General features: G+C 61.8%; 25 protein-coding genes. All 25 read right to left on the reverse strand.

Annotated elements, in window-relative coordinates; all coding sequences use genetic code 11:
- Positions 1 to 14 precede the first annotated feature (14 nt).
- Positions 15 to 422 (reverse strand): hypothetical protein, encoded by a 408-nt coding sequence (locus EXN22_RS19160; protein WP_130265548.1) that lies wholly within the window; start codon positions 420 to 422, stop codon positions 15 to 17.
- Complete coding sequence (locus EXN22_RS19165; RefSeq protein ID WP_130265549.1) at positions 412 to 1,092, reverse strand: hypothetical protein; 681 nt, start codon at positions 1,090 to 1,092, stop codon at positions 412 to 414. The genes EXN22_RS19160 and EXN22_RS19165 overlap by 11 nt, the downstream gene beginning before the upstream one ends.
- Entirely contained in the window at positions 1,070 to 1,633 is a 564-nt protein-coding gene (locus EXN22_RS19170; protein WP_130265550.1) for a hypothetical protein, read from the reverse strand. The genes EXN22_RS19165 and EXN22_RS19170 overlap by 23 nt, the downstream gene beginning before the upstream one ends.
- Positions 1,617 to 2,327: an EscJ/YscJ/HrcJ family type III secretion inner membrane ring protein gene (locus tag EXN22_RS19175; protein ID WP_130265551.1), complete on the reverse strand. Its 711-nt coding sequence runs from the start codon at positions 2,325 to 2,327 to the stop codon at positions 1,617 to 1,619. The genes EXN22_RS19170 and EXN22_RS19175 overlap by 17 nt, the downstream gene beginning before the upstream one ends.
- Positions 2,324 to 2,629: a type III secretion system inner rod subunit SctI gene (gene sctI, locus EXN22_RS19180; RefSeq protein WP_130265552.1), complete on the reverse strand. Its 306-nt coding sequence runs from the start codon at positions 2,627 to 2,629 to the stop codon at positions 2,324 to 2,326. The genes EXN22_RS19175 and sctI overlap by 4 nt, the downstream gene beginning before the upstream one ends.
- Positions 2,630 to 2,667: 38 nt before the next feature.
- Positions 2,668 to 2,928, reverse strand: coding sequence for a type III secretion system needle filament subunit SctF (gene sctF / locus EXN22_RS19185; RefSeq protein ID WP_130265553.1), 261 nt, complete (start codon positions 2,926 to 2,928; stop codon positions 2,668 to 2,670).
- A 3-nt stretch (positions 2,929 to 2,931) separates the two neighbouring features.
- Entirely contained in the window at positions 2,932 to 4,077 is a 1,146-nt protein-coding gene (locus EXN22_RS19190) for a PrgH/EprH family type III secretion apparatus protein (protein WP_130265554.1), read from the reverse strand.
- Between the two features lie 44 nt (positions 4,078 to 4,121).
- A complete protein-coding gene (locus EXN22_RS19195) occupies positions 4,122 to 4,892 on the reverse strand; it encodes a winged helix-turn-helix domain-containing protein (protein ID WP_130265555.1) in 771 nt (256 codons plus the stop codon).
- A gap of 153 nt (positions 4,893 to 5,045) precedes the next feature.
- On the reverse strand, positions 5,046 to 5,285 hold the full coding sequence (locus tag EXN22_RS19200) for an acyl carrier protein (protein ID WP_130265556.1): 240 nt from the start codon (positions 5,283 to 5,285) through the stop codon (positions 5,046 to 5,048).
- Positions 5,282 to 6,283, reverse strand: coding sequence for an IpaD/SipD/SspD family type III secretion system needle tip protein (locus EXN22_RS19205; protein WP_130265557.1), 1,002 nt, complete (start codon positions 6,281 to 6,283; stop codon positions 5,282 to 5,284). The genes EXN22_RS19200 and EXN22_RS19205 overlap by 4 nt, the downstream gene beginning before the upstream one ends.
- A gap of 10 nt (positions 6,284 to 6,293) precedes the next feature.
- Complete coding sequence (locus tag EXN22_RS19210) at positions 6,294 to 7,181, reverse strand: hypothetical protein (protein WP_130265558.1); 888 nt, start codon at positions 7,179 to 7,181, stop codon at positions 6,294 to 6,296.
- Between the two features lie 112 nt (positions 7,182 to 7,293).
- Positions 7,294 to 9,099, reverse strand: coding sequence for a type III secretion system translocon subunit SctE (gene sctE / locus EXN22_RS19215; protein ID WP_165392240.1), 1,806 nt, complete (start codon positions 9,097 to 9,099; stop codon positions 7,294 to 7,296).
- Positions 9,100 to 9,104: 5 nt separating this feature from the next.
- Positions 9,105 to 9,584, reverse strand: a complete 480-nt coding sequence (locus EXN22_RS19220; RefSeq protein ID WP_130265560.1) for a SycD/LcrH family type III secretion system chaperone — start codon at positions 9,582 to 9,584, stop codon at positions 9,105 to 9,107.
- An 81-nt stretch (positions 9,585 to 9,665) separates the two neighbouring features.
- Entirely contained in the window at positions 9,666 to 10,700 is a 1,035-nt protein-coding gene (locus tag EXN22_RS19225) for an EscU/YscU/HrcU family type III secretion system export apparatus switch protein (protein WP_130265561.1), read from the reverse strand.
- Entirely contained in the window at positions 10,700 to 11,473 is a 774-nt protein-coding gene (gene sctT / locus EXN22_RS19230) for a type III secretion system export apparatus subunit SctT (protein ID WP_130265562.1), read from the reverse strand. Before sctT ends, EXN22_RS19225 begins: the two co-directional genes overlap by 1 nt.
- Positions 11,473 to 11,727, reverse strand: coding sequence for an EscS/YscS/HrcS family type III secretion system export apparatus protein (locus tag EXN22_RS19235; protein WP_130265563.1), 255 nt, complete (start codon positions 11,725 to 11,727; stop codon positions 11,473 to 11,475). The genes sctT and EXN22_RS19235 overlap by 1 nt, the downstream gene beginning before the upstream one ends.
- A 6-nt stretch (positions 11,728 to 11,733) precedes the next feature.
- The gene (locus tag EXN22_RS19240; protein ID WP_130265564.1) at positions 11,734 to 12,390 is read right to left on the reverse strand and encodes an EscR/YscR/HrcR family type III secretion system export apparatus protein; all 657 of its coding nucleotides are present in this window, start codon (positions 12,388 to 12,390) and stop codon (positions 11,734 to 11,736) included.
- The gene (locus tag EXN22_RS19245; RefSeq protein ID WP_130265565.1) at positions 12,383 to 13,270 is read right to left on the reverse strand and encodes a FliM/FliN family flagellar motor switch protein; all 888 of its coding nucleotides are present in this window, start codon (positions 13,268 to 13,270) and stop codon (positions 12,383 to 12,385) included. Before EXN22_RS19245 ends, EXN22_RS19240 begins: the two co-directional genes overlap by 8 nt.
- A complete protein-coding gene (locus tag EXN22_RS19250) occupies positions 13,267 to 14,046 on the reverse strand; it encodes a hypothetical protein (protein ID WP_130265566.1) in 780 nt (259 codons plus the stop codon). The genes EXN22_RS19245 and EXN22_RS19250 overlap by 4 nt, the downstream gene beginning before the upstream one ends.
- Positions 14,034 to 14,495, reverse strand: a complete 462-nt coding sequence (locus EXN22_RS19255) for a hypothetical protein (protein WP_130265567.1) — start codon at positions 14,493 to 14,495, stop codon at positions 14,034 to 14,036. The genes EXN22_RS19250 and EXN22_RS19255 overlap by 13 nt, the downstream gene beginning before the upstream one ends.
- Positions 14,479 to 15,768: a type III secretion system ATPase SctN gene (gene sctN, locus EXN22_RS19260; RefSeq protein ID WP_130265568.1), complete on the reverse strand. Its 1,290-nt coding sequence runs from the start codon at positions 15,766 to 15,768 to the stop codon at positions 14,479 to 14,481. Before sctN ends, EXN22_RS19255 begins: the two co-directional genes overlap by 17 nt.
- Positions 15,769 to 15,782: 14 nt before the next feature.
- Positions 15,783 to 17,840 carry an EscV/YscV/HrcV family type III secretion system export apparatus protein gene (locus EXN22_RS19265; protein ID WP_130265569.1) on the reverse strand — a complete coding sequence of 686 codons (2,058 nt, stop codon included), beginning with the start codon at positions 17,838 to 17,840 and terminating at the stop codon, positions 15,783 to 15,785.
- Complete coding sequence (sctW, locus tag EXN22_RS19270; RefSeq protein WP_130265570.1) at positions 17,837 to 18,937, reverse strand: type III secretion system gatekeeper subunit SctW; 1,101 nt, start codon at positions 18,935 to 18,937, stop codon at positions 17,837 to 17,839. The genes EXN22_RS19265 and sctW overlap by 4 nt, the downstream gene beginning before the upstream one ends.
- Complete coding sequence (gene sctC, locus EXN22_RS19275) at positions 18,934 to 20,565, reverse strand: type III secretion system outer membrane ring subunit SctC (RefSeq protein WP_130265571.1); 1,632 nt, start codon at positions 20,563 to 20,565, stop codon at positions 18,934 to 18,936. Before sctC ends, sctW begins: the two co-directional genes overlap by 4 nt.
- Positions 20,565 to 21,287: a helix-turn-helix domain-containing protein gene (locus tag EXN22_RS19280; protein ID WP_233281654.1), complete on the reverse strand. Its 723-nt coding sequence runs from the start codon at positions 21,285 to 21,287 to the stop codon at positions 20,565 to 20,567. The genes sctC and EXN22_RS19280 overlap by 1 nt, the downstream gene beginning before the upstream one ends.
- Positions 21,288 to 21,392 lie beyond the last annotated feature (105 nt).

The following is a 21,392-nucleotide window of genomic DNA, read 5'->3' on the forward strand; positions in this document are numbered from 1 at the left end:
TAGTCAATGTATGACTACCACTCAACCTCTTCCCGACTGTCCTCTTCCCACTGCGGATTCATCGCCTGCTGCAAAAACGCTTTCATCTGCAAATCGACGCCGAACACCCGGGTGTGCACACCGCGCATTTCCTGGTACAGCACATGCTCTTCAAGACCGTCAGCCTTGAGCTGTTGCAACACTTGCAAGACCACCGCCAATTGCGCCGCCACGGTGCGATACGCAGGATCGCTGCCCTGCCCCATGGGCCATCCGCGAATACACCGGTACAGGGCCTGGGCACCCTGGCCGCCCATGGACAGCAACTGTTGATACAGGCCGTCGAAGCGAGCCGGTACTTGCCCCATGCGCGCTTCCAGGCTGTGCACGGTTTGCGTAACCGGCAAGGCGTGTGGCGGGCTGCCGATCCCTTCACTGCGCATCGGGCGCCCTCAACCATTGCTGTAAGCTGGCGGCAAGGGTCGCCCTGGCACTTTCATCCAGTTGCAGGGCGCTGCTTGCCAGGCCGTGACAGCGGGTCAACACCTGTTCGGCCAACTGCGGCTCGACCGTCGGGGGGTGAAACTCCAGGGCCACCTCGCCCAAGTGCAGGCGGTAATGGCTCTGCTTGTGGTACTCGACCTGCACCTCCCCCGCCCAGGCCCGACGCAAGGCGACCAACAAGCGAGCGTCATCACCCCGGCTGTGAAGCGGCGCCAATAGCCGCAGACACGTCGCGCTGCTGACATGCGCCGCCGACCACTGCGCCAGAATCGCCTCGAGCCATTCCACCTGCCCCACTACTTCAGCCATCACCGCCCGCGCAGCCTCGGCCACCTCAACGCGCAGTTGATCCGCCAGGCGTTGGCTAAGCAGCAAGGCCTCGGCCAGGTCCTGCGCAGCCAGCAACACCCCTTGCCCATAGCCTTGGCGCCTGGCCGCCTGGCGCACCGCCTCGGCCTGGGCCTGGGCCTGCGCCAAACATTGCTGCGCCCGCTGCCGAGCCTGCTGCTCGAGCTGCTGGCAGCGCTGTGCCATGGCCCGCTCAGCCCGGCGTACATGTACCGGGTCAAGGCCCGGCAGATGGGGTTCACGACGCAGTAAATCGAGCATGTTGCAAGGCCATGAGCAAAAGTCCTTTGTCCGGTTGCGCCAGCGCCAGTTCAGCCTGGAGGACAACCACCTGGTAGGGAAACTGCAGGTACAAGCGCGCCAGCATCCCCGCCGGCACCTCGGCCTGCCAGGCCAGCAAGGCATTGAGCCCTAGCGCCTCAAGCCGGTATGCCAGGGCAAGGTCCGGCAGTTCATCCAACAGTGGACGCGGGCCCAATGCGCAACTGGCGAAGGAGCGCAGCGCCGGCGTCAGGCCTTCAGTGGCGGCGTCCCGGGTCAGCGCTGGCCATAAGCGATAGGCGCCGAGCAGTTGGGCGATACGCGGCAACAACAACCAATGCTCCAGCCACAACAGAGTCACATCGTGGCTTGGCCACTCCTGCGGCAGCGCCGGCAACTCAAGCCCCTGGACCAGCACTTCGTCGAGCACTTGCCGGACCTGCAGGCCATGGAACTCCGGCGGCAGGTCAAGACGTTCGACGTTGAGCCAGCAGGTCGGATGCCGGGCCAGGCGTTCGATCCATTCAAGGGGTGGCTGCATCACGCACCTCACGCCGCCGGTACCACAGCCATCCGCCGCTGGCGATCACGGAGAAAACACCCAGCAAAGCCCATAACCCCATGCCAGCGCTCGCCTGCACACCCTGCGGCGCGTGGTGCTGGATGGCCACTCGGGGGGTAAGGACCACGGAGATGTGCTCATAGTCGACATCGCTGAAACTGTTCTTGAGAAATCGCTTGAGATCATCGATCAGCATCTGCGCCTCGCTGTCAGGCTCATGCACCACCAGCACCGACAGATGAACCGGCGCACTCGCCCGCCCGCCTTCGCCTGCGGCCAGGTCATAGCTGACATGCACCCGTGCCGAAACCACGCCGGCCAAGGCCGTTACCGACTGCTCCAGGCGTTGTTCGATGGCCGAATACAAGCGGGCCTTTTCGGCCCGGGGCGAGGCGACCAGGGCATCGGCCGGGAACATCTCGGCCACCTGCATGCGCGAACGCGACGGCAGGCCGTATTGGGTCAAAAGATCCACCGCTGCCGGGAAGTCCAGTTGCGCGACGAGTACGTTGTAGCCGCTCTTGCCGGTGTCGACTTTCTGTACCGCGATGTTGTTGCGCTGCAGCAACGCCACCACTTCATTGGCCTGTTGCTGGTCGAGCCCCTGCAATAGCAGGGGCTGTCGGCAGCCGCCCAGGAGTAGGCAGAGCATCACCCCAAGCCAGTACTTCATGACTGGCGCAACAAGGTTTCGACGGTGCCTACGGCTTTGCGCACCAGGGTGTTGAGCAGGTTGATGTCGACGTTGTACTGGCCGGTTTGCTCCTGTAACAGGGCAAGGGCTTGCGGGCTGGTGATATCGGGTCGCTGCAGCAACTGCTGAATCTGGGCAACCTGCGACTTGCTCGCCTGGGCCGACTCGGCGAACGCCTGGATCAACCGATCCTGCAATGAAACCGGGACGCCCTGACCGCCAGGATCAAGGCTGTGGGCCAGCCCCAGCGTGGCGTAAGCGGCAATGGCATCGATAGCCATGGGCAAATGCTCCTGTGATGAGACTAAGTGTCAGGTTGTCAACGGGCGGCTTGAATGATCGCCATGTCGATATCCTTGAAGCCCTTGATCGTGTTGGTCTGCGCGTTGCGAAACACTGTGTAGGAAGAGAACGCCGCCTGATAGGCTGCCAGCAAGTTCGGATCCGAGGCATCGCCCTGCAAGGCTTCCAGGGCTTTGTCCAGCTTCTCTTTCAGGCCCTGGGCACCCTGCTCGAACGCATTGGCCTGGCGGCCGAGGAAGTCATCGTGAAAATCGACTGGAGCTGAAACGCTGCGCATGTATTAACCGCCTGTATGTGGAGAGTGAAATTGCCAGGACGCCGACGAGTTCTTGATGTAGCCCTGCTCGCCGGCTTGATGCGACAGGCCCTTGAGCCGGTCATCCTGAAGTACGATGGAAAAGTGCACGAAGCGTGCGCCCCACTGCTGTTCGAAGTCCCGAATAAAGCGTCGGATCGCTTGCAACTGGCTGTCCTGCAGGTTGCCTTCGATGCGCAGGGCCACTGCGTTATGCTGGTCATGCCGCTGGAACGGCACGCCGATCTGACGCAGGCCGGCGATGGCCTGGTCGACGCTGACGTGGTCGTCCTGCACGCGAATCTCCAGGTGCCCGGCATAGGGCGCCGCCCTGAGCAACTGCTCCTCGAGCTGCGCTCTGAGCGCGGGCTGGATTGGCGTGCCAGCCAGTATCAGTATCGGCGCCCGGGGTTCGCGCAAATCCACCAGGCGAATGGCCAGGCCAGGCTCCAGCACCAGCAAATGCTGCTCCAGGCGCCGCTGTTCGTCGGCCGTCACGACAACGGCAACGTTGCCCAGTTGATGGCGCATCAGCACCTGCCGATTCCAGCTGGCCTCACGTTGTGAATCGACCAGCACGTACATACGCAGGTCGCGCCCTTGCAGGACCCGCGCCTGGGCACTGACCAGTGCCGAGATACCGCGCTGCTGCGCCGATACGGTTCGATCCGGCAACGACCAGACCGCCACCGAGACAACCAGCAGACACACCGCGATCACTACGCTGATCACTCGTAGCGAGGCGACGCCTCTTTGCCCGCCGGCCACCACTGCGGGCTGCTGCAGGTTCCAGTCTTGTGAACTCAAACGAAACGCCAGCTGTAACGCTCCGATCCGACGCTGCTGCTGCAGTGGCCAATCTTGCCAGGCAGCCGATGGCGTTTGCTGCGGCCGTACTTGTACCGATTGCCCCGGCGGATCACTGAGCAGGATTTCGAAGCTGCAACCGCCCTGTTCCAGGGCGATGAACAGTCTCTGCCCTGCTGTCGCGTCCTGCTCACTGGCTGTTGCCAGCAGTTGCGGCGCGCCGACCAGTACCTGGGTCGAGCCTTTGGACAGGACGAACTCGGCGCCGGCCATTGGGCCGTTGAACACACGCATGACACAAGTATCGGTCTGGGAAGCTTGCATACCCGCACTCTTGGAAAACGTGACAACACACGAACGAGCACAGGCTAGAGCAACGGCAAGCAAGGATCCTGATGGAATTCTGACGAAGGCCGATCATGCACTGCTGCCAGCGGGAAATACGCCTGGAGAAACGCCAGCAGCGCCTCGACCACCTGTACCTGGGTGCCCCGGAACAGGCAGCAGTCCAGCACCTGATGATCATTGCCGCGCACCAGTTCGACGGTCAGCTGGCAGTATTGCTCGTCATACACGCAGTAACCGCACAGGTAGTGACTCGGGGCCAGGCGCTCGATCAGGGCCAACGCCTCCAGCGGGGTCGCAGACAGGCTGGCCACCGAAAACGACAGCAACTGCGCACGCTGCTCCAGGGCGATGCGCGCGGCACATTTGAGCTGGGTATTGAGTATCAGCGTCTGCACCGGTTGGCCGCCGCGAAACGGCAGGATGGCAAGGGCAGGCAGTACCGTGGCTGACTCTGCGGCTGCCGCGCCACGCCGGACCTGACAGTTGAAGCGATAGCCCTTGCCATACACGGTCACAATGAACTGACGACAGTTCTTGAGCAGCTTGCGCAGCACACTGATACAGCGAGTCAGGGATTCCTCGGCGGTGTCCAGGCCAGGCCATACCGCGTCGAGCATGCGCTCCTTGGAAATCAGCCTGCCGGGATTGGCCAACAGCAGGCGCAACACCTGCAGTTCCTTGGGTGGCAGATGCTGCCCGTTCTCGTTGTGCCAGAGCACGCCTTCCGGGCACAAGTGCCAATGACCAAAGTGATAGTGGACGTTTGCGGGGGCGTGGACGAAGGCAGTCATGGTGGGTTGGCCCTTTTGGTTATGCACCTGCTTTGCCGCGAACAGCACGGAACAGGATGGCGGGCCAACCACTATATGAAGTACTTCCCGGCGAAAATGCAGGCAAGCACCTACAGAACAAAGCAAAAAATCCGTAAGAACCCGTAGGAACGTTCAACCAATCTGAGCGCGCCGCACCGAGCCGATGACATCGGCAACGCGGCGCCACGCCCTGATTTCACTGGGTGCGAGGACGATCAGGAAGCCCGCGTTGAGCGCCTCGATTATCTCCACAATGTTCAACGAATCACACCCCAGGTCATGTACCAGGTCATCAGCTTCCCTGACAGGCATTGCCGGTTCGCCAAGGCAGCCGGCAATGACGGCACAGACCCGTGCTTCGAGGTCGCTCACAAGGTAGTCATGTGCTTGAGCAGGTCGGCGTACTGACTCAGGTGCGCAGACAAGGTTTTGTTGAAGTTGTCGTGGTAGGTGTTGGCATTGGCGTATTTTGAGGTGATGGACTGGAGCATGTTTTTCAAGCGCTCTTCCTGGGAGTTGAACGAAGACTGCCAGGCATTGAAGCGCGCGGTATCGATTTCATGAGGTTTAGGTGGCTTGGGCGGCTTCGACGCAGACGGCAGACTGTTTCGAATAGCCAGAACAGGCGTGTTATCCAGATACACCGCCCAGCCACCACTGCCGTTACTACTCAGGCAATGATCAGGCAAGCCCAGCGCGCGCTGCCAATTGCGCGCCTCGTCTTCAGTCATCGGCGCGGCACCGGGAATTGGAACCAATTGACTCGGTGCGTTCTGGAAGCTGCTGATGAGTGAGTCAAGCTGCCTCTGAAACTCATCGCGCTTGAATTTTATTTTCTTTCCGTCTTTGTCAGCCTCGAAGTAGTCACTCATCTTGCTGGTGATCTGATCGGTAAACGCAGCATAAAACCTGGTGTAAACATCGAGTACATGCTGGTAAACGCTCAAGTAGTCATCGCGGATCACCCCAATCAAATCGATCAACTTGTCGAAGAACGGTAGCGTGCTTTGTGTCCCCAGGCCCAACATCTCAGGCAGGGTGGCGTTCAGCATGGCCTGCGAACTTTGCTGATGCGCATGCAGTTGTGCCTGTTGCACCGGGGCCAGGCCAGCACTGCAACAGTCGGCAATGCGTGCGAATACCCGCAACTCCTGTTGGGCAAACGCCATTCGCACCTGACGCGCCTCCCCTTGCACGCCAGGATGCAGATGACGCACCAGTTGCCCCACTGAACACGCCAGTATCTGTTGCCGCGCAGGATTCGCGCCAGTCAATTCGGGGGCTTGTGGCCGACGCGGCACAGGCTGTTGCTCAGCGGCTGACGCGACTGTCGTCGATGATTGGAAACTCTTGCTCGGTACGACTTGCATCGTTTTCCCCTCAACGAACAGTAATAGCCGCCGCGCGCGACTGCATGATCTGCATGAAGATTTCCATGATCTTGTTCAGCAGGCTGGCATCTGCCGAATCCTTCTGAGCGGTCTCATCGGACAAGCCCTTGCCCAGACGGGCCTGGCCTTGCTGACGGGCCTCCTCGGCCCTGGCGGTCGACTCGAAGGTGCGCAAGATGCCGCCCACCGCCTGGCCCAGCACACCGGCCATGGTCGACAGTTGCTGGCCGACGGTTTGCAACCTACCGTTGCGCTGCTCGCTCATGGCACTGTTCCAGTCGGCAAGACGCGACTGCTTTTCTGCCTTGACGATCTCGCTGTCGAGCCTGGCCAGTTCCTGGGGGTCCGGCTGATTGCCACGCACCTGAAGATCATGGCGCTGCAAACGCAAATCGCTCGCTAAATTCTGCGCATCCATGGCGCTTTGCTTGTTGGTGTTGATGTCCTGGTGCCGCCCCTCCATACCCTGGAAACTTTTCGAAGCCCCCAGCGATGAAACCGTACACACCACGGCACCTGCGGCAATTGCGCTGTACATTTGCATCATGCCGGCCTCTCGAATCGCCTCGGCCTGCGCTACGGTCGCTGTGGCCTCGATGGCGATAAAGACCCCCTTCAAGGTGGCATTGACCTGCCGGGCAACGTTCTGCGCGATGATGAACTGAATCAGCACATTGACATGCTTTTCCCAGGCGCCAGGGTCAAACGCCAGGCCGTCACGCGCTTGCTGGTCCAGCGACAACTTGAATGCCTGCAGTACGATGGCCTTGTCCTCCAGTGTCCAGTCCTCGGTATCGAGCAGTGCTTGAACCTGAGCTGCATCCGCTATCGGTATGGGGGGATAGCGCAGGCCTTGCACTTGGTTGTCCAGATTCAAGCCTGGCAGCCCGTGGGCAATCGGCGCTTTGGCCAAGGTTGCAGAAAATGTGATTTCAGACGGCAACGGCGGTCGTGTTTCTGACACAGTACTTATCGACATAACTCACACCTCAAATACGTTGACTGATGAATCGACCCACGTCAGCCTGACGCTGCAGGTCATTGAAAAGCCGCTCCACTTCCGTGGTGCGTTGTTTGAGCGCCTCGCCGTAACGCTCGGTCACCTCACCCAGGTACTGGACGATCAACTCGACCTGGGCTTGGGCCAAATGCGCCTCGGCCTGATGCTCGGCGATCTGTTTCTGCTGTACACCGATGCCCACTTGCAGCCCCGACTCGACCAGGCTGCCCCCCAGCTGGATACCTTCAAGGGCCATCTCGACCCGGGTAGAGAAGCGGGCCAAGGACACACTGTCCGTTCCCACCCCCACCGCCGTGCGCATCGACTGCCCAAGGCTGGCGCTGGCGGAACTGGCAGCCTGGCGCAGGGCCTGCACGCCATTGGAGGCGGCTTGCGGGAGCATGGCGCCAAGCTTTGCACCGACCTTTGATGCAATACTGCTGGCCAGGCTGCCGGCAGCGCTGGCCGCCAGGGCCACTGCAACCGTGGTGGCAACCACTGTCGCAATCATTGCGGCAACCTCGGCAACCTTGCGCGCCTGATCACCGAACCCGAGCGCCTTCAATTGCGCGGCATACAGTTCGGTAAAGACCTTCATCATGAACTGCATGACTTCCATCAACGGCTCCATGGCCTTGGCCATGAACGAGTTGCCGGTCGCCTTTTCGACAAGCATGTCGGTCAGGGTCAAGCCCAGGCCCACTGCCGCCACCACCACCTTGGCCGACACCGCCGACGTGGCGGCCGCGCCCGCAGCGGTGCCTGCGGCCGTACCCGCCGCCGCGCCTCCACCGGCTGCGGCAGTGCCCGCCCCTGCCGCGACAACGCCACCACCGGCGACAGCAGCCCCCGCCCCCGCAGTTGCTACCACCAGCACGGCAGCGGCAATCGCTACGCCGACCCACTTGAAAATGCACCCCAGGGCGTTGCCACGCTCGGCCTTGCGCGCCTCTTCTTCGAGCTTTTCCTGCTGGGCGGCCTGGATGGTCTGATACAGCTCGCGGTTGGCCAGCTCTTTTTCCTCCGCCGCCTCGCCAAGCAGCTCGATGACCTGCAAACGAAGCAGCAACGCCCGGGCAATCAAGGAATCCAGTGGCGTGTTGGGTTGCTTGCCCGCGCTGCCACCAAAGGAAGACTCTGCGACCTGCGCCTCAAGTTCGATTGCTCGTGCACCAAGCTGCTCCACCTGGGCAACCAGCTGACGCTGACGCTCAACGGCGGTGTTCATTGCTTGCTGTTGCGTCTGGACCTGCCCACGCAAGCCATTCAACACCTCTAGCTCCTGTTGGTACTCAGCAGACTCAGGCGATAGCCCAGCCAGGCGCTCTTCGCTTTGACGAAGCAGTTGCCGGGTCTGCTCCAACTGCGCCGCCAACTGCTCCAGTTGACCTTGCCCTTGCTCGGCCTGCCCCTGGGCCTGTTCGAGCGCCTGCACTGCGGCAGCGAATTCAGCAGACAATTGCTCCAGCGCTTTTTGCCGAGCTCCATTGCGGTCCTGCAGCATCGACAGTTGCAGCTTGAGCTTGTGATTACCCACCTCGCCCAGCAGCGCATTGACGCTTGCCATCAACTCGATGAAGGTGGCCTGGCTGTCGACGTGGCTGCGCGGTGCTGCCAACTGTGGTCGGCCAGCGATCGCTTGAGTGCTGCCGGTGTACTGCACCGCCGCCAGGGCCTGGGTGGCGATGTGGCGAAACTCCAGGGTTTGCGCAGCAATGCCGGCAGCCGCGCGGTAATCCGCAGACGGTTCAGGTATTGGCTCACGGGCAGCCTTGAAGAGTGCTGATATGTCCATGCCCATTACTCCTTATCGTTATCGTGCAATTGATCCAGTGCCTGCAGACAAGCGTGGGCCTGAGCCTGCAACAGGCTGTCCGCGCTATAGCCCAACACATAGTTGAAACAGCGTCGGGCCTTGCCGGGCTTGCCCAAGGCGAGCTGACATTGACCGGCAAAGAACATCGGCCGGCAGTCCTTGTCGTCTTGCAACAAGGCCACGCTGTAAAGGTCGATGGCCTTGGTATAGTCTTTCTTGAGTTGGTGCACGGCCGCCAAACCGGTCCAGTACTGACTGTTGTGGAAGTCGTAGATGCACAGGAAATGGAAGACCTTGCCGGCATCGTCCAGGCGCCCCTGCTCATAGAAGCGGTAGGCAAAGGCATAGAGGTTGTCCATGTGCCCATCACTGAGGCCATGGATGTCGCGTAACGTCGCCCCGGCCATTACCGCATCGGCAATACCCAGTGCTACATCTTCGTCCAGCGTTTCGCCGTCGTTCATCGAACCACTCCTTCAAGCCAACCCAGGTATTGGGCCCGAGCCTTGCGGCAAGTGCTGCCAAATAACGCTCATCGCGCCTACTCAGGCTTGCTCTACCTGCTCAAGCCACACCAGCAGGCGCAGTACTTGCTCGACTTCCTCTACCTGCAGGAAGCTGTAGCGCCGGTGGGTCTTGAAAATGCGTCGAGCCAATTGGATGTCGGTAATCACCGGCACCCCCACGCGCTCGGCATAGGCACGCACCGCCAGCGCGCGCTGGTTGGTTTCGATCACGGAAATGAACGGCAGCAGACTGACCTCTGGGCGAAAGTAGATGCCGATGGCGATGTGGGTCGGGTTGGCAAGGATCATTCGCGAGTTGCGCACGTCCGAGCGCACCTGCTCATTGAGCAGTTCCTGATGCAACTGCCGGCGCTTGCCCTTGATCTGCGGATCGCCGTCCTGCTCCTTGTGCTCGCGCTTGACCGAATGCAGGTCCATCATCATCTCGCGCATGAACAGCCAGTACTCAAGCAGCGCATCGATCAGCACAACCACCAGCACGCAGCCCAGGATCAATACAAACAGCGCCAGCAGCAGCTCACCCCAGATCGACAACAACGCCAGTGGCGAGGCGTGCAACTGGGCAAACAACAGCGGCCGGTAGTTCCACCAGAGCAGGCACAGGGCCACGGCGAAACACAGCAAGTAGAGCAGCGCTTTGACGCTGTCCTTGACTGTGCGCAGGCTGAATAGCTTCTTGAAACCATTGATCGGGTTCAGGGCGCCCAGGTTGAGTTTCAGCGCTTCGCTGGCCAGACGAAAACCACTTTGCGCAAGGGCTGGCAACGCGCTACCCAGAATGCACACCAGCACCATCGGCAGGATCAGCTCAAGGGCCAGGCGCAACAGGCTGGCCGAGTACCGGGCCAGGTCATCTTCCAGACCACCTGCAAGCAAGCGCCGGTACACCTCCATGATCTCCAGCAGGCGCGCATCGTTGAGCATGAACGCCAACCCCACCAGCAACATGCAACTGGTCAGCAGGTCGCGGGCCTTGAAGGTCTGGCCTTTGCGTGCGGCATCGCGCAGGCGTTTGGCCGTGGGCTTTTCGGTTTTCGAGGCACTGGAAGACATCAAGGCTGCTCTTGAATGTAGTGGGCAAGGCTTGCTGTCGCACCCGTCATGCGCAGGATTTCATCCGGCAGGTGGTTACCGAAGTACAGCAACAGCACCACCAGGGCCACCACTGTCTTGACCGTCAGCGATACCGAAAACGCATTCATTTGCTGGGCATAGCGCGACAGCAAGCCAAGCAGTGCCTCGCTGATCAGCAGGGCCGCCACCACAGGCGCACTGAGGGCCAGAGTGCGGGCCAGCACAGCATCGAGAAAGCGGGCTATCGCCTGCAGGGAGAACGCGCAGGTGCGGCCCGGGTCGCACAATCGATAGCTCAGTTCGATGGCTTCGAGCATCAGCAACAAACCGCCGCCCTGCAGGTAGATGACGGCAGCGAACAACTGCAGAAAACTCGCAAGCTCCGAGTTATCGACACCATTGGCCGGGTCAATGACGTTACTGATCATCGCCCCGCGCTGGTTGTCGAGCAGATTGCCCATGGCATGCAGGACCCAGAACGGCCAGCACAACAGGCACCCCAGGACGATACCGACGCCGGCTTCGCGCAGCATCAAGGCGAAAAACGCCAGGCTGTCGAGTGCCGGGAGCTGTTCGCCTATCAGCGGCGTCAAGGCCAGCGCCAGCAAGACCATCACCGCCTGGCGCGGCGCGCCGGTCAACACCCCGCTGTTAAGAAACGGCAGCATGAAAAACAGCGGCGCCAGCCGCGCCACCCCCAGCAACGCCAGGGCAAACAGGTTGTACAACTCGAAAAACAGCAGCGCGCCCATCAGCGCAAGGCCAGGTGCAGGACTTCACGACTAAAACCCAGCAGAGTTTCACCGTACCAGCCCGACAACAGGAACAGGCACAACGACACCGCCAGCAACTTGAAGCCGAAAGGCAAGGTCTGCTCCTGCAGTTGCGTCACGGTCTGGAACAACCCCACCAAAAGCCCCACCACCGTGGCCACCACCACTGGCCAGGCGACCATCAGCAGGATCAGGTACAAGGTCTTGTTGCCGGCATACACCAGTTCGTCCATGGGCCGCTATCCGCGCACAGCCAGGTACTGCTCGACCAGCCCGGTGGACAACAGGGCCCAGCCATCGAGGGCGACAAACAGCACCAGCTTGATCGGCACCGAAATAATCACCGGACTCATCATCATCATACCCAGGGCCAGCAACAGGCTGGAGATCACCAGGTCGACGATGACAAACGGCAGATACAAGTAGAAACCGATCTTGAATGCACTCTTGATTTCGCTCAGTGCATAGGCCGGCAACAGGGCGAACAAGGAGGGCTCGAGCGGCTCGTCATGCCAATCTTCAGCGTGCTGGCGGCCACTGTGCTGGGCCCGTTCGAAAAACTGCGCAAGCTCGGGGTCGGTGTACTGGCGCAGATAGGCCTTGTAGCTGCCCAGACCGTTCTCGGCAAAATCGACCACCGCCTCGATATCGGTAAAAGCAACCCGGTTGTCCTTGTAGTAGCTGTAGCCCTGCTCAACCACCGGGGTCATGACAAAGATCGCCAGCATCAACGCGATAGCATTGAGGCTCATGTTCGAGGGCACCTGCTGCAAGCCCAGGGCGTTGCGCACGATGACAAAGACGATGGAAAACTTCAGGTAGCAGGTGCCGGCCGCGACCACGAAGGGCAACAACGAAGCGACGGCCAGCAGGGCAATCAGCGAAACATCATTCATCCTTGCCCCCGCCGCGCACCTGCTGCAGTTCCAGCGCTACCTGATCGCCCACATACACCAGCTCACCGCACCCCAGCCACTGCCCGTTGGCCCGCACCTGAACCTGTTGCAGTGCTTGTGGATCAAGGTTGAGCAGGCCTGCCTCAAGGCAACGGGCCAGTTCGGCAAAACTCAGGTCAACGGCCGGCAGGGAGAACTCAAGCGTTACTGGCAGCGTCGCCAACAACGGGCTTTGCCCCGTTTCTTCAGGGTCGCAAGTTACAATGGTGGTCATCTGGATACCTTGTTCAACAAAACCAAAGGGGCCGCCAAAGCGGCCATGCAAGCGCCAGTGCGGGGTAAAGTCGAGGATGCGCAGCAGATCCCCTGCCTGCGGCTCAGCGGCCGGTTGCCACTGGCTGAGCCCAAGCAACAGCTCAAGACCGGCCGGCAGTGCTGCCGCTTGCGCGCTGAGCGGATCAGGCGGCAGTAGTGCGGCCGGGACTTCGCTTAGCCAGAGTCGGCCCACGGCCGTTTCGCTCATCAGCAATGGCCAGGACGCGCAGTCACTGCCCGGTATCAAACGAATGTCGTCCAGTCGCTCGTAAGCCAACGCCGGCAACGGTGGCGGCAGCGGTTGAGCCAATGCCTTGAACAGTTGCACTACGTGCTGATCACTGCAGGGGCGTGACAACAGTCCGGGTAGCTGGGGGATACACAAGGCAAGCCAGTCGCTGGCAACGACCAGGCCAGACCACTGACCCTGCGCCGACTCGGCGCTGAACTGCAGGCAGGCGCGATCCTGGGGTGGGGCTTCAAGCTGCAGCTGCGGCTGATGGCGCAAAAGCCGACGCTGCACGCTGGATTGGCCATGAAGGTGGCGCAAGGCGAAGTGCTTCAACGACAGGATTCCACGTCGTCATCGTCTTCGTCAGGGTGCGCCTGCGACTCACCCTGCGGGTGTTCGCCGCCCTCCTCGGCCAAGCGCCAGGCCTGATGATCCAGGCGGGCGAAGGACTCGCGCAACGGCTCCAACAAGGCGGGATGACCCGGGGTAACCAGCAGGCCCTGGTGGCCTTCGGCGAGGGTGACCTGCAACATTCCACTGACCCGGCCATTGTTGAAGGGCACTTGCAGCCCCTCACCCGGCTTGCTTGCCGGCGCCAAGGTCATCGGTGCCGGCATTGGCGGTGGCAGTGCCACTGGAACAGGGGTTGAGACTGGCACTGAGACTGGAAGTGCTGCCGGCAACGGCGCAACCAATGGAGCCTGCAGGTTCAGCCCGGGCTCCCCCCGAGTGCCGACCAGTACAGCCATTGGCGCGCTGACATGCTCAACAGGTAACTCAGGCACTGCATTCGGCGCCTCAGCGCGCGCGGCCAGCACGGGCTGGCCCATCGCTAGCGCCGGTTGCACCACAGCATCGAGGGTGCCCGACTGTCTATGGGGCAGTCGACCTTCTGCGTTGGGCCGTGCACCCGATTGGCTTTTTACGTCTGTCTGCTGCCCCGGCGTCAGACTCAATGGCGCTTGCACCATCAACACCGACAAAGACTGCAGTAATCCCTCAGTCAGTTGCAGCGGCTCGACCTGCGCAACACATTCGTCCAGACACGCTTCGTCGTAGTCCAAAACATCCAGCGGCCGCCGGTAGTCGGTATTGATCAATCGTTCCATAGCAAGCTCCTGGCGCCTTGTTCTTCCAGTTCGTTGTCTTCGCGACGTTGTTCCTGCAGTTGCCGCTGACGCTGCAACTGCCGCAAATGGTGGCGATACTTGTCATGCCGGCGCTGAGCCGTACGCAGTTGCAGTTGTTGTTCTGCCTGGGTGCGCTGCAGTTGCTCTTGCTGCTGACTGATCTGCGCAAGCTCCAGGGTCATGACCTGGGCTTGGCGCCGCAGCAGAGCCTGACGCCGGAGCAGGTCGCGCAACTGTGCATAACTGAGGTGTTGACCCTCCTCTTCGATGCGCAGTTGCCGCAGCACTTCAAGCTGCTCAAGCAGACCGCTGCCTTGATCGTGCAGGGCCTGTAGTTGCCGGGTCGTACCCGACAGGCCTTGCTGCAGGGCCTGCACGCGGGTTTCGGCGAGCCGCAGCCAGGCCTGCCAGTCAGCTGAGCAGCGCATGCAGGCTTTGCTTGGCAAGTGCAGCGTCTACCGCCAAATCGGCGGGCTGACGCAACCACGCCTGCAAGGCATCACGGCTGTGCAGCGCCTGGTCGTTGAGCGGATCGCTGCCGGCACGGTACTCACCCAGTTCCAGTAACAGGCGCATGCCCTCGAGCCGGGCCAGCCGCTCCCGGGCCTGGCTGGCCAAGGCCAGGCTCGCGGCATCGCACACCTGCTGGGCAACCCGGCTGGTACTGCGCAGCACGTCAATGGCGGGGAAATGACCTTTGCCCGCCAGCTCACGACTCAAGTAGATGTGCCCATCGAGAATCGAACGGATTTCCTCGGCCAACGGGTCCGGCTCGTCATCACTTTCCAGCAGCACCGTATAGAACGCGGTAATGCTTCCCGTGGCCGTCACCCCGGGGCGCTCCAACAGGCGCGGCAAGGCTTCGAACACCGAAGCCGGATAGCCGCGCCGCGCGGGCGCCTCCCCTGCGGCCAGGGCCAGGTCGCGGCGTGCCCGGGCGTAGCGGCTCAAGGAGTCGATCAACAACACCACGCGCTGCCCGCGATCCCGGAAATACTCGGCAACGCTGGTGGCAACCAGCGCGGCATTGCAGCGATCGACCGCCGCACAGTCGGAACTGGCCTGGACCACCACGCTGCGTGCACAGCGTGGCGAGCTGCGCAAACGCTGGATGAACTCAGCCACTTCCCGGCCACGTTCGCCGATCAGGCCGATGACGAAGACCTCGGCATCGGTGTGCTCCACGAGGCTGTCGAGCAGCGATGTCTTGCCGGTGCCGGCGGCGGCAAAAATGCCCACGCGTTGGCCGACGCCACAGGTCAGCAGGCAGTCGATGACGCGAATTGCCGTATCCAGCCGCAGGCTTACCGCGCGCCGCTGGCTGTAGTGCGGCGGCGGGTTGTCCAGGCCGTAGCGATAGACCGGCTGATTCGCCGCCGGCGCCAGGCGTTCGACCACCTGCCCCCGCGCATCCAGCACCGTCCCCAGCAGATCGTCACCACAGTGCAACTGCAAGGGTGCTCCGGTTGCCATCACCAGCGATTGCCGGGACAACCCCTGGGGCTCACCCAGCAGGCTCAACAAGGCCACGTCGGCATTGAAGCCGATGACCTGGGCCCAGGCCCGTGGCAGTGCATCGCCCCAATGCGCATAGACCTCGCACAGCTCGCCGATCGCCACTGCCGGCAGGGCCACCTCCAGCAATGGCCCCACGCATCGCTGCGGGTGCGCGCCCTGACGGGTCAATTGTTCAAGCTTCATGCGCCCGCCAGTCCCTAGAGTGTCTTGATCACGTTGACCGAAATGTTTTCTGCAACTTCCGCGAACGACATCACGTCCAGTTCGCGGAAACGGCTGTCGATCAACTTCTTGATGTAGCGCCGCACATCCACCGAACACAGCACCACCAGGTCCTTGTGCGGGATGTACAGATCGACGAGGCCGGCGCCGACACGGTCGAGCAAGTCCTCGACCTGGGCGGGTTCGAGGTTGACGAAGTTACCGGCGGAGGTCTGGCGCACCGCTGAACGCACCACCTCCTCAAACTCGGCACCAAGCAACAGCACATTGAGCACATCCTGGCGGGCAAACTTGTTGCTGATGTAGCGGGCCTGCGCGGCGCGCACATGCTCGACCAGGGCCAGCGTGTCCTTCTCGCGCGAAGCCCAGTGCGCCAGGGTTTCCATCACCAGCTTCATGTTGCGCACCGAGATCCGCTCGCTGATCAGGCGCTGCAGCACTTCGCTGATTTTCTGCACGGTGACATAGCGATAGACTTCCTTGAGCAGGTCGGGGTACTGGCGCTCCAGCTCATCGAGCAGGCTTTTGGTTTCCTGCACCCCGAAAAACTCCTGGATATTGCGCGCCAGTACTACCGCCAGGCTGTGATACAGCTCGTGCTGTGCATCGCGCAGCGGGTACCCCAACGCGGCAACGGCTTCGCTGTGGCTGTGCGCAACCCACAGGCTCTGGACCTTGTTGCTGTCCTGTCCACGCTTGATCTCGAACCCCGAGTCCTGCAACTGTTCGCCAAAATCAAGCAAGCGGTGATGGTCGAAAAACAGGTCGAACTGATCGGCGCGCACTTCATTGATGAGGATGGTCACCTGATGCTCCGGCAAGGTCGGCGCTGCCCGCAGGTGCGGTTGGGCGATGCGCAGGCCGTAATCGAGAAAAAACTGGCTGCGCAGGTGCTCGGCAAAACGCGCCTGCTGCAATTCCTCCAAGCGTGGCGGCGGCACCAGCAAGAGCAACGCCAGGGTTTCGGTATTGAGCCTGTCGATATCCAACGGCGCTTGCGCGCCGCCATGGGCTGCGCCAGGCGTCAGGCCGCCGCCCTCGCCCGCGGCGGTTGACTGCCCGGCCTGTGCCCGGCGGTGGCGCCGCCAGAGCAGCGCAACGAGGGTGCATGCAATGAACACGAACACCGCCAACGGGAAACCTGGCAGCAAGCCCACGCCCAGGGCCAGCACGGCACTGACGCCCAGGACAAAGGGATTACCCGAGACCTGGCTGAGCATGTTGCGGCCCAGGTTCTGATCATCACCATTGACCCGGGTGACGATGAAGCCGGCGCCAATGGCGATCAGCAGCGCCGGTATCTGGGCCACCAGGCCATCGCCGATGGTCAGCAAGGTGTAAGTCGTCAGCGCAGTGGACAGGTCCATGCCCAGTTGCCCGACACCGATGGCCATGCCGCCGATGAAGTTGACGAAGATGATCACGATGCCGGCGATGGCATCGCCCTTGATGAACTTCATCGCGCCATCGAAGGAGCCGTACAGCTGGCTTTCGCGCTCAAGCTCGCTGCGTTTGGCCCGGGCCTGAACGGCATCGATGGCGCCGGCCTTGAGGTCGCCATCGATGCTCATCTGTTTGCCTGGCATGCCATCGAGGGAGAATCGCGCGGCAACCTCGGCGACGCGCTCGGAACCCTTGGTGATGACGATGAACTGGACAATGGTAACGATCGAGAAGATCACGAAGCCCACCACCAGGTTTTCGCCGATGACGAACTCGCCGAAGGAGGCAATGATCTCGCCGGCATCGGCCTGGGTCAGGATCAGGCGGCTGGTGCTGATCGACAAGGCCAGGCGAAACAATGTTGTCAGTAACAGCAAGGCCGGGAAGGTCGAATAGCTGAGGATCCGCTCGATGTAGAACGAGCCCATGAAGATCAGCAACGACAGGACGATGTTCACGCCGATCAGAAAATCCACCAGCAGGGTCGGCAGGGGAATGATCAACATGGCGATGATCATCACCATCAGCGCCAGGATCAACAGCTCCGGGCGCGCCGCCAGGCGCGCCAGCCAGAGGTTCACCAGGATCATCCTCGCACGGCCCAGTGCAGGCCATGCTGCCGGCGCAGCTGGCAGACCTCGGCAAACAGGCTGCTGTCAGCCAGTTGCTCGAAACGCTCGGCCAGGTACAACAACGCGTGATCTTCATTGAACAGTGGCCCGGGCAAGGCCAGGCAAGCCTGGCGCAGGCGCTGCAACCATCGGGCGCGAGCCTGTGCATCGGCCGTCAACATCAGCGGGCCAAGCACCTCCTGCAGCAGTTCATCCAGTGCATGCGGGCTACGCAACACACCCAGGAGCAAGACCAGGCCATCGAGTTCGCTGAGCTGCAGAGAGTCGCGCAACGCTGCCAGGAACAGCCGGTCGGCAGAACGCAATTGCTTGAGTTGCCCGAGCAATATCAGTACCGGTCCATATTCATGCAGGCTGCAACTGGGGTCCTGCCCCTGGATATCGGTCAACAGGCTTTCTTCGAGAAAGCTCAGGACGCTGTGCCGGTGTTCTGGTCCATACAAGCCGATCCATTGCTCGTAGTGGTCGGCCGCGCTGTCTTCGGACTCAAGAAAGTCGCGGTAGTTTTCCCGCAGCGCCGCCGCCCGCACTGCCATGCGTCGGCCATACAAGCGGGCCTTGAGCGCAGCATTGATACCGGCCTGGATCCGTCGCGGGCAACCGCGTTCAGCCAGTGACTGCTCCAATTGCTGCAGCCGCTTGCGCGTGTCAGCGGCCAGATCGGCTTGGCGCAACAGCAGGCTGAGGATCAATGCCAAGTCACTGTCATCGGCAAATAACCCGCTCGCCTCTTGCAGCAGCAACGCCCAAGGCAATTGCCGATCCGCAGCCAGGGCCAGCAGCTGACGTGCCTTGGGCGGTGCATCATCGTCCAGCACCCGTTCGAACAACTCACTGGCCGATTCGCTTTTGAGCTCGAACTGACGCCGGCGAAACTGCGCCATGACCTGCGCCAGGTCATCGCTGCTCTGTACCGCGCGCTGCAGGTGATCGGCGAGCGGGTCCTGGACGTCGTCCTGGTTGTCGAGGGTTTGCGCCTGGCTCTGCGCCGCCTGCTCGCGGCTCAGCCGTGCCTGCGCCGCGCGCCCGCTCAAGCCGGTCAGTACGGGAATCACAAGCTCACCGCGCGCATGAACGCCTTGCGCAGACGCTCGTGCTGATCCGCTTCGAACAGCTCCTGCTTCAGGCTCTGGGGGTCGAAGGCCAGTGCATCGCCGATTTCCCGCGGCTGAATCAGGAACACCCGTACCGTGTTGGCCGACCGTTGCTGGCGATAACTGAACGCCCGGCCGATCCACGGCAACGCGCCGAGCACCGGCACTCGGCTGACCTGCTCGGCGCTCTCGTCGCGGCTGAACCCGCCAACCAGCAGGCTTTTGCCCTGCGGCACCCGGGCCACAGTACTGATCCGGGTGCGCCCGACCGTGGGCAGCACCGTGGCCTGCTCGGCACTGCGTGACTCCACCTCGTTGCCGTCCTCGATGTTCAGCGACATCTCGATTTCGTCGCCACGGGCAAAGCGTGGCAGCACACTGACCAGGGTGCCATAGGTGACATGCTGCAGGTCGACACTGCGCTCCCCCAGCAGCGGAGCATAAAAGGTACGGTTGTTGTCGAAGATCGCCGGAACGTTCTCCTGGGTCAGGATCACCGGGCGCGCCACCACATTGGCCAGATCGCTGCGAGCCAGGGCCGATACCCGGGCGATAAAGGACACACCGTCAAGGGTGGTGGACGAGCCACCGTTGAGCGAAATTGCAAACTGCGAGCCGATGTTGACCTGGCCCTGCCAATCCACACCCAACTGCTCCAGCGCCTCCTTCTGCAAGTCGATGATCCACAGTGACAACTCGACATGGCGCTTGGGCGTATCCAGGGCCTCGACCAGGTTTTCGATGAAGCGCACCTGTTCCGGAAGCCCCTTGACCAGCAGGCTGTTGGTGTCCGGATAGGCCACCACACGGATGTTCGCCGCAGCCATTTGTTCCGGCGCCAAACGTTGGCCCTCCCACGCTTGTTCGATCAGGTTGTCGTCCAGCGCCGAGAGCATGAGTGAAGGGTTGGGCTGCTCCGGGCTCGGGGAGTCGCGTAGATCGACACGGGCTTTTTCGCCCTGCAACAGCGACTCGATAACGCTGGCGATCCCGGCAATATTGACCGTTTGCTCGCGCAACTCATAACGCCGGTCGCCGACAAAGGTATTGAGCAGGTGAATGACCCCAACCTGCTGACGCCCCAACAGGATCTGCGAAGGCTCCTGGTCGACCATGGCCGCCGAACGCTGGACCAGGTCGACATAGATGGGCGGCCCGGACACATAGAAGGTGCGCCGGCCATCGCCACGCAGCGGGTAGCGCGGATCGAGCAGGCCCGAGCGACGCAGAAAGGCACGCAAGGTATCGACGCTGGTGTTGTGCAACGAGACCATGGCGCTCTTTAATTCAGCGCTGTCGTAGAGATAGATTGCCTGGCCGTCGCTGTACCAGATCAGGCCCATTTGCCGCACGACCCGGTCGAACACCTGCTGCGCCGAGGTCATGGCAAAATCGCCGGAAATGCGTTTGCCAGCGGCCGCCTTGCTGACGATGATCGGCTTGCCCAAGGGCTCCGATAGCGCCACGAAGAAACTGCGCAGGCTTTCTTCCCGGGCACGGTAGTTATCGGCCTGAGTCGTTGCACTGTGCAACAGGCACAACAACAGGGTGCAGCACCAGATCAGGCCACGAGCATCGAAGCGGATCATCAGCGCAAGGCTCCGACAATATCGCCGAGGCGGCTGGGTGGAACGCCCAGCAGCTCACGAACATCCCGGGAAAAATGCGAGGACGAGCAGTACCCCTGGTTCTGCGCCACTTCGGTGAGTGAACGTCCTTCGTCGATGATCTCCAACAAGGCCCGTGCCACGCGCCAACTGCGCAGGGCTGGCTTGGTGGCACCGCCCAGCGCCTGACGACAAAGCCTGCGAAAATGCGACACCGACACCCCATAGCGCTGCGCCAGGGCCTGCAGGCTGTCCTGGCCGCGACCCTGTTCGAGCAGGTAGCGCACCAGCCAGTACTCCTCGCCGCTGCGCAAGGCCCGGGCAAAGCATTCATAGTCGGCGCTGGCGTGGAATGCCTGCTGGACATACCAGCGCTCAAGCGCCTGAGCACAGCGAGCAACGGCCGTGCCCAAGGGCAGGCAGGCTGGCACGCCTGGCGTACCGGTAAGCCCCGGCACGCCCTCCCCTTCATCGATGAACACCTGCAACTTGACCAGGGCCTGACAACCGATAGCACAAAAATCGGTGGGCTCCCCCTCCCACTGCCAACCACCGTTGACCACCAGCAACCCTTGCCAACCGGCCGGCAAACACTGCCGCCGGCCCTGCGCAGACCAGCGTAACGGACGACTGCCGTTAGCCACATGCCAGACCCCCTCGGTCAGGTGTTCGGACAGTGCAAGGTTTGGCAGCAGCTCGGACACCGGGGTTCCTCGGGCAATAATCGATAAGGCAATAATCGATAAAGAGGGCCAGCTTGCCCGAGCCCTGCGCGGCAATCCTGATGGAAAGCTGATGAAGCTTGGCAC

It is taken from the genome of Pseudomonas tructae, assembly GCF_004214895.1.
In the GTDB taxonomy this organism is placed as follows: domain Bacteria; phylum Pseudomonadota; class Gammaproteobacteria; order Pseudomonadales; family Pseudomonadaceae; genus Aquipseudomonas; species Aquipseudomonas tructae.

Excerpts from the sequence above, each read along its gene's own strand:
- sctT (WP_130265562.1), bottom strand. The coding sequence starts at position 11,473 with ATGGGCGCGCTGCTGTTTTTCGAGTTGTACAACCTGTTTGCCCTGGCG.
- sctN (WP_130265568.1), bottom strand. The coding sequence starts at position 15,768 with ATGAAGCTTGAACAATTGACCCGTCAGGGCGCGCACCCGCAGCGATGC.
- EXN22_RS19175 (WP_130265551.1), bottom strand. The coding sequence starts at position 2,327 with ATGAAGTACTGGCTTGGGGTGATGCTCTGCCTACTCCTGGGCGGCTGC.
- EXN22_RS19220 (WP_130265560.1), bottom strand. The coding sequence starts at position 9,584 with ATGAACGACGGCGAAACGCTGGACGAAGATGTAGCACTGGGTATTGCC.
- EXN22_RS19170 (WP_130265550.1), bottom strand. The coding sequence starts at position 1,633 with ATGCAGCCACCCCTTGAATGGATCGAACGCCTGGCCCGGCATCCGACC.
- EXN22_RS19195 (WP_130265555.1), bottom strand. The coding sequence starts at position 4,892 with ATGACTGCCTTCGTCCACGCCCCCGCAAACGTCCACTATCACTTTGGT.
- sctE (WP_165392240.1), bottom strand. The coding sequence starts at position 9,099 with ATGGACATATCAGCACTCTTCAAGGCTGCCCGTGAGCCAATACCTGAA.
- EXN22_RS19165 (WP_130265549.1), bottom strand. The coding sequence starts at position 1,092 with ATGCTCGATTTACTGCGTCGTGAACCCCATCTGCCGGGCCTTGACCCG.
- EXN22_RS19250 (WP_130265566.1), bottom strand. The coding sequence starts at position 14,046 with ATGGAACGATTGATCAATACCGACTACCGGCGGCCGCTGGATGTTTTG.
- sctI (WP_130265552.1), bottom strand. The coding sequence starts at position 2,629 with ATGGCTATCGATGCCATTGCCGCTTACGCCACGCTGGGGCTGGCCCAC.
- EXN22_RS19240 (WP_130265564.1), bottom strand. The coding sequence starts at position 12,390 with ATGAATGATGTTTCGCTGATTGCCCTGCTGGCCGTCGCTTCGTTGTTG.
- EXN22_RS19265 (WP_130265569.1), bottom strand. The coding sequence starts at position 17,840 with ATGATCCTGGTGAACCTCTGGCTGGCGCGCCTGGCGGCGCGCCCGGAG.
- sctF (WP_130265553.1), bottom strand. The coding sequence starts at position 2,928 with ATGCGCAGCGTTTCAGCTCCAGTCGATTTTCACGATGACTTCCTCGGC.
- EXN22_RS19235 (WP_130265563.1), bottom strand. The coding sequence starts at position 11,727 with ATGGACGAACTGGTGTATGCCGGCAACAAGACCTTGTACCTGATCCTG.
- EXN22_RS19205 (WP_130265557.1), bottom strand. The coding sequence starts at position 6,283 with ATGCAAGTCGTACCGAGCAAGAGTTTCCAATCATCGACGACAGTCGCG.
- EXN22_RS19225 (WP_130265561.1), bottom strand. The coding sequence starts at position 10,700 with ATGTCTTCCAGTGCCTCGAAAACCGAAAAGCCCACGGCCAAACGCCTG.
- EXN22_RS19190 (WP_130265554.1), bottom strand. The coding sequence starts at position 4,077 with ATGCAAGCTTCCCAGACCGATACTTGTGTCATGCGTGTGTTCAACGGC.
- EXN22_RS19255 (WP_130265567.1), bottom strand. The coding sequence starts at position 14,495 with ATGCGCTGCTCAGCTGACTGGCAGGCCTGGCTGCGGCTCGCCGAAACC.
- sctC (WP_130265571.1), bottom strand. The coding sequence starts at position 20,565 with ATGATCCGCTTCGATGCTCGTGGCCTGATCTGGTGCTGCACCCTGTTG.
- EXN22_RS19160 (WP_130265548.1), bottom strand. The coding sequence starts at position 422 with ATGCGCAGTGAAGGGATCGGCAGCCCGCCACACGCCTTGCCGGTTACG.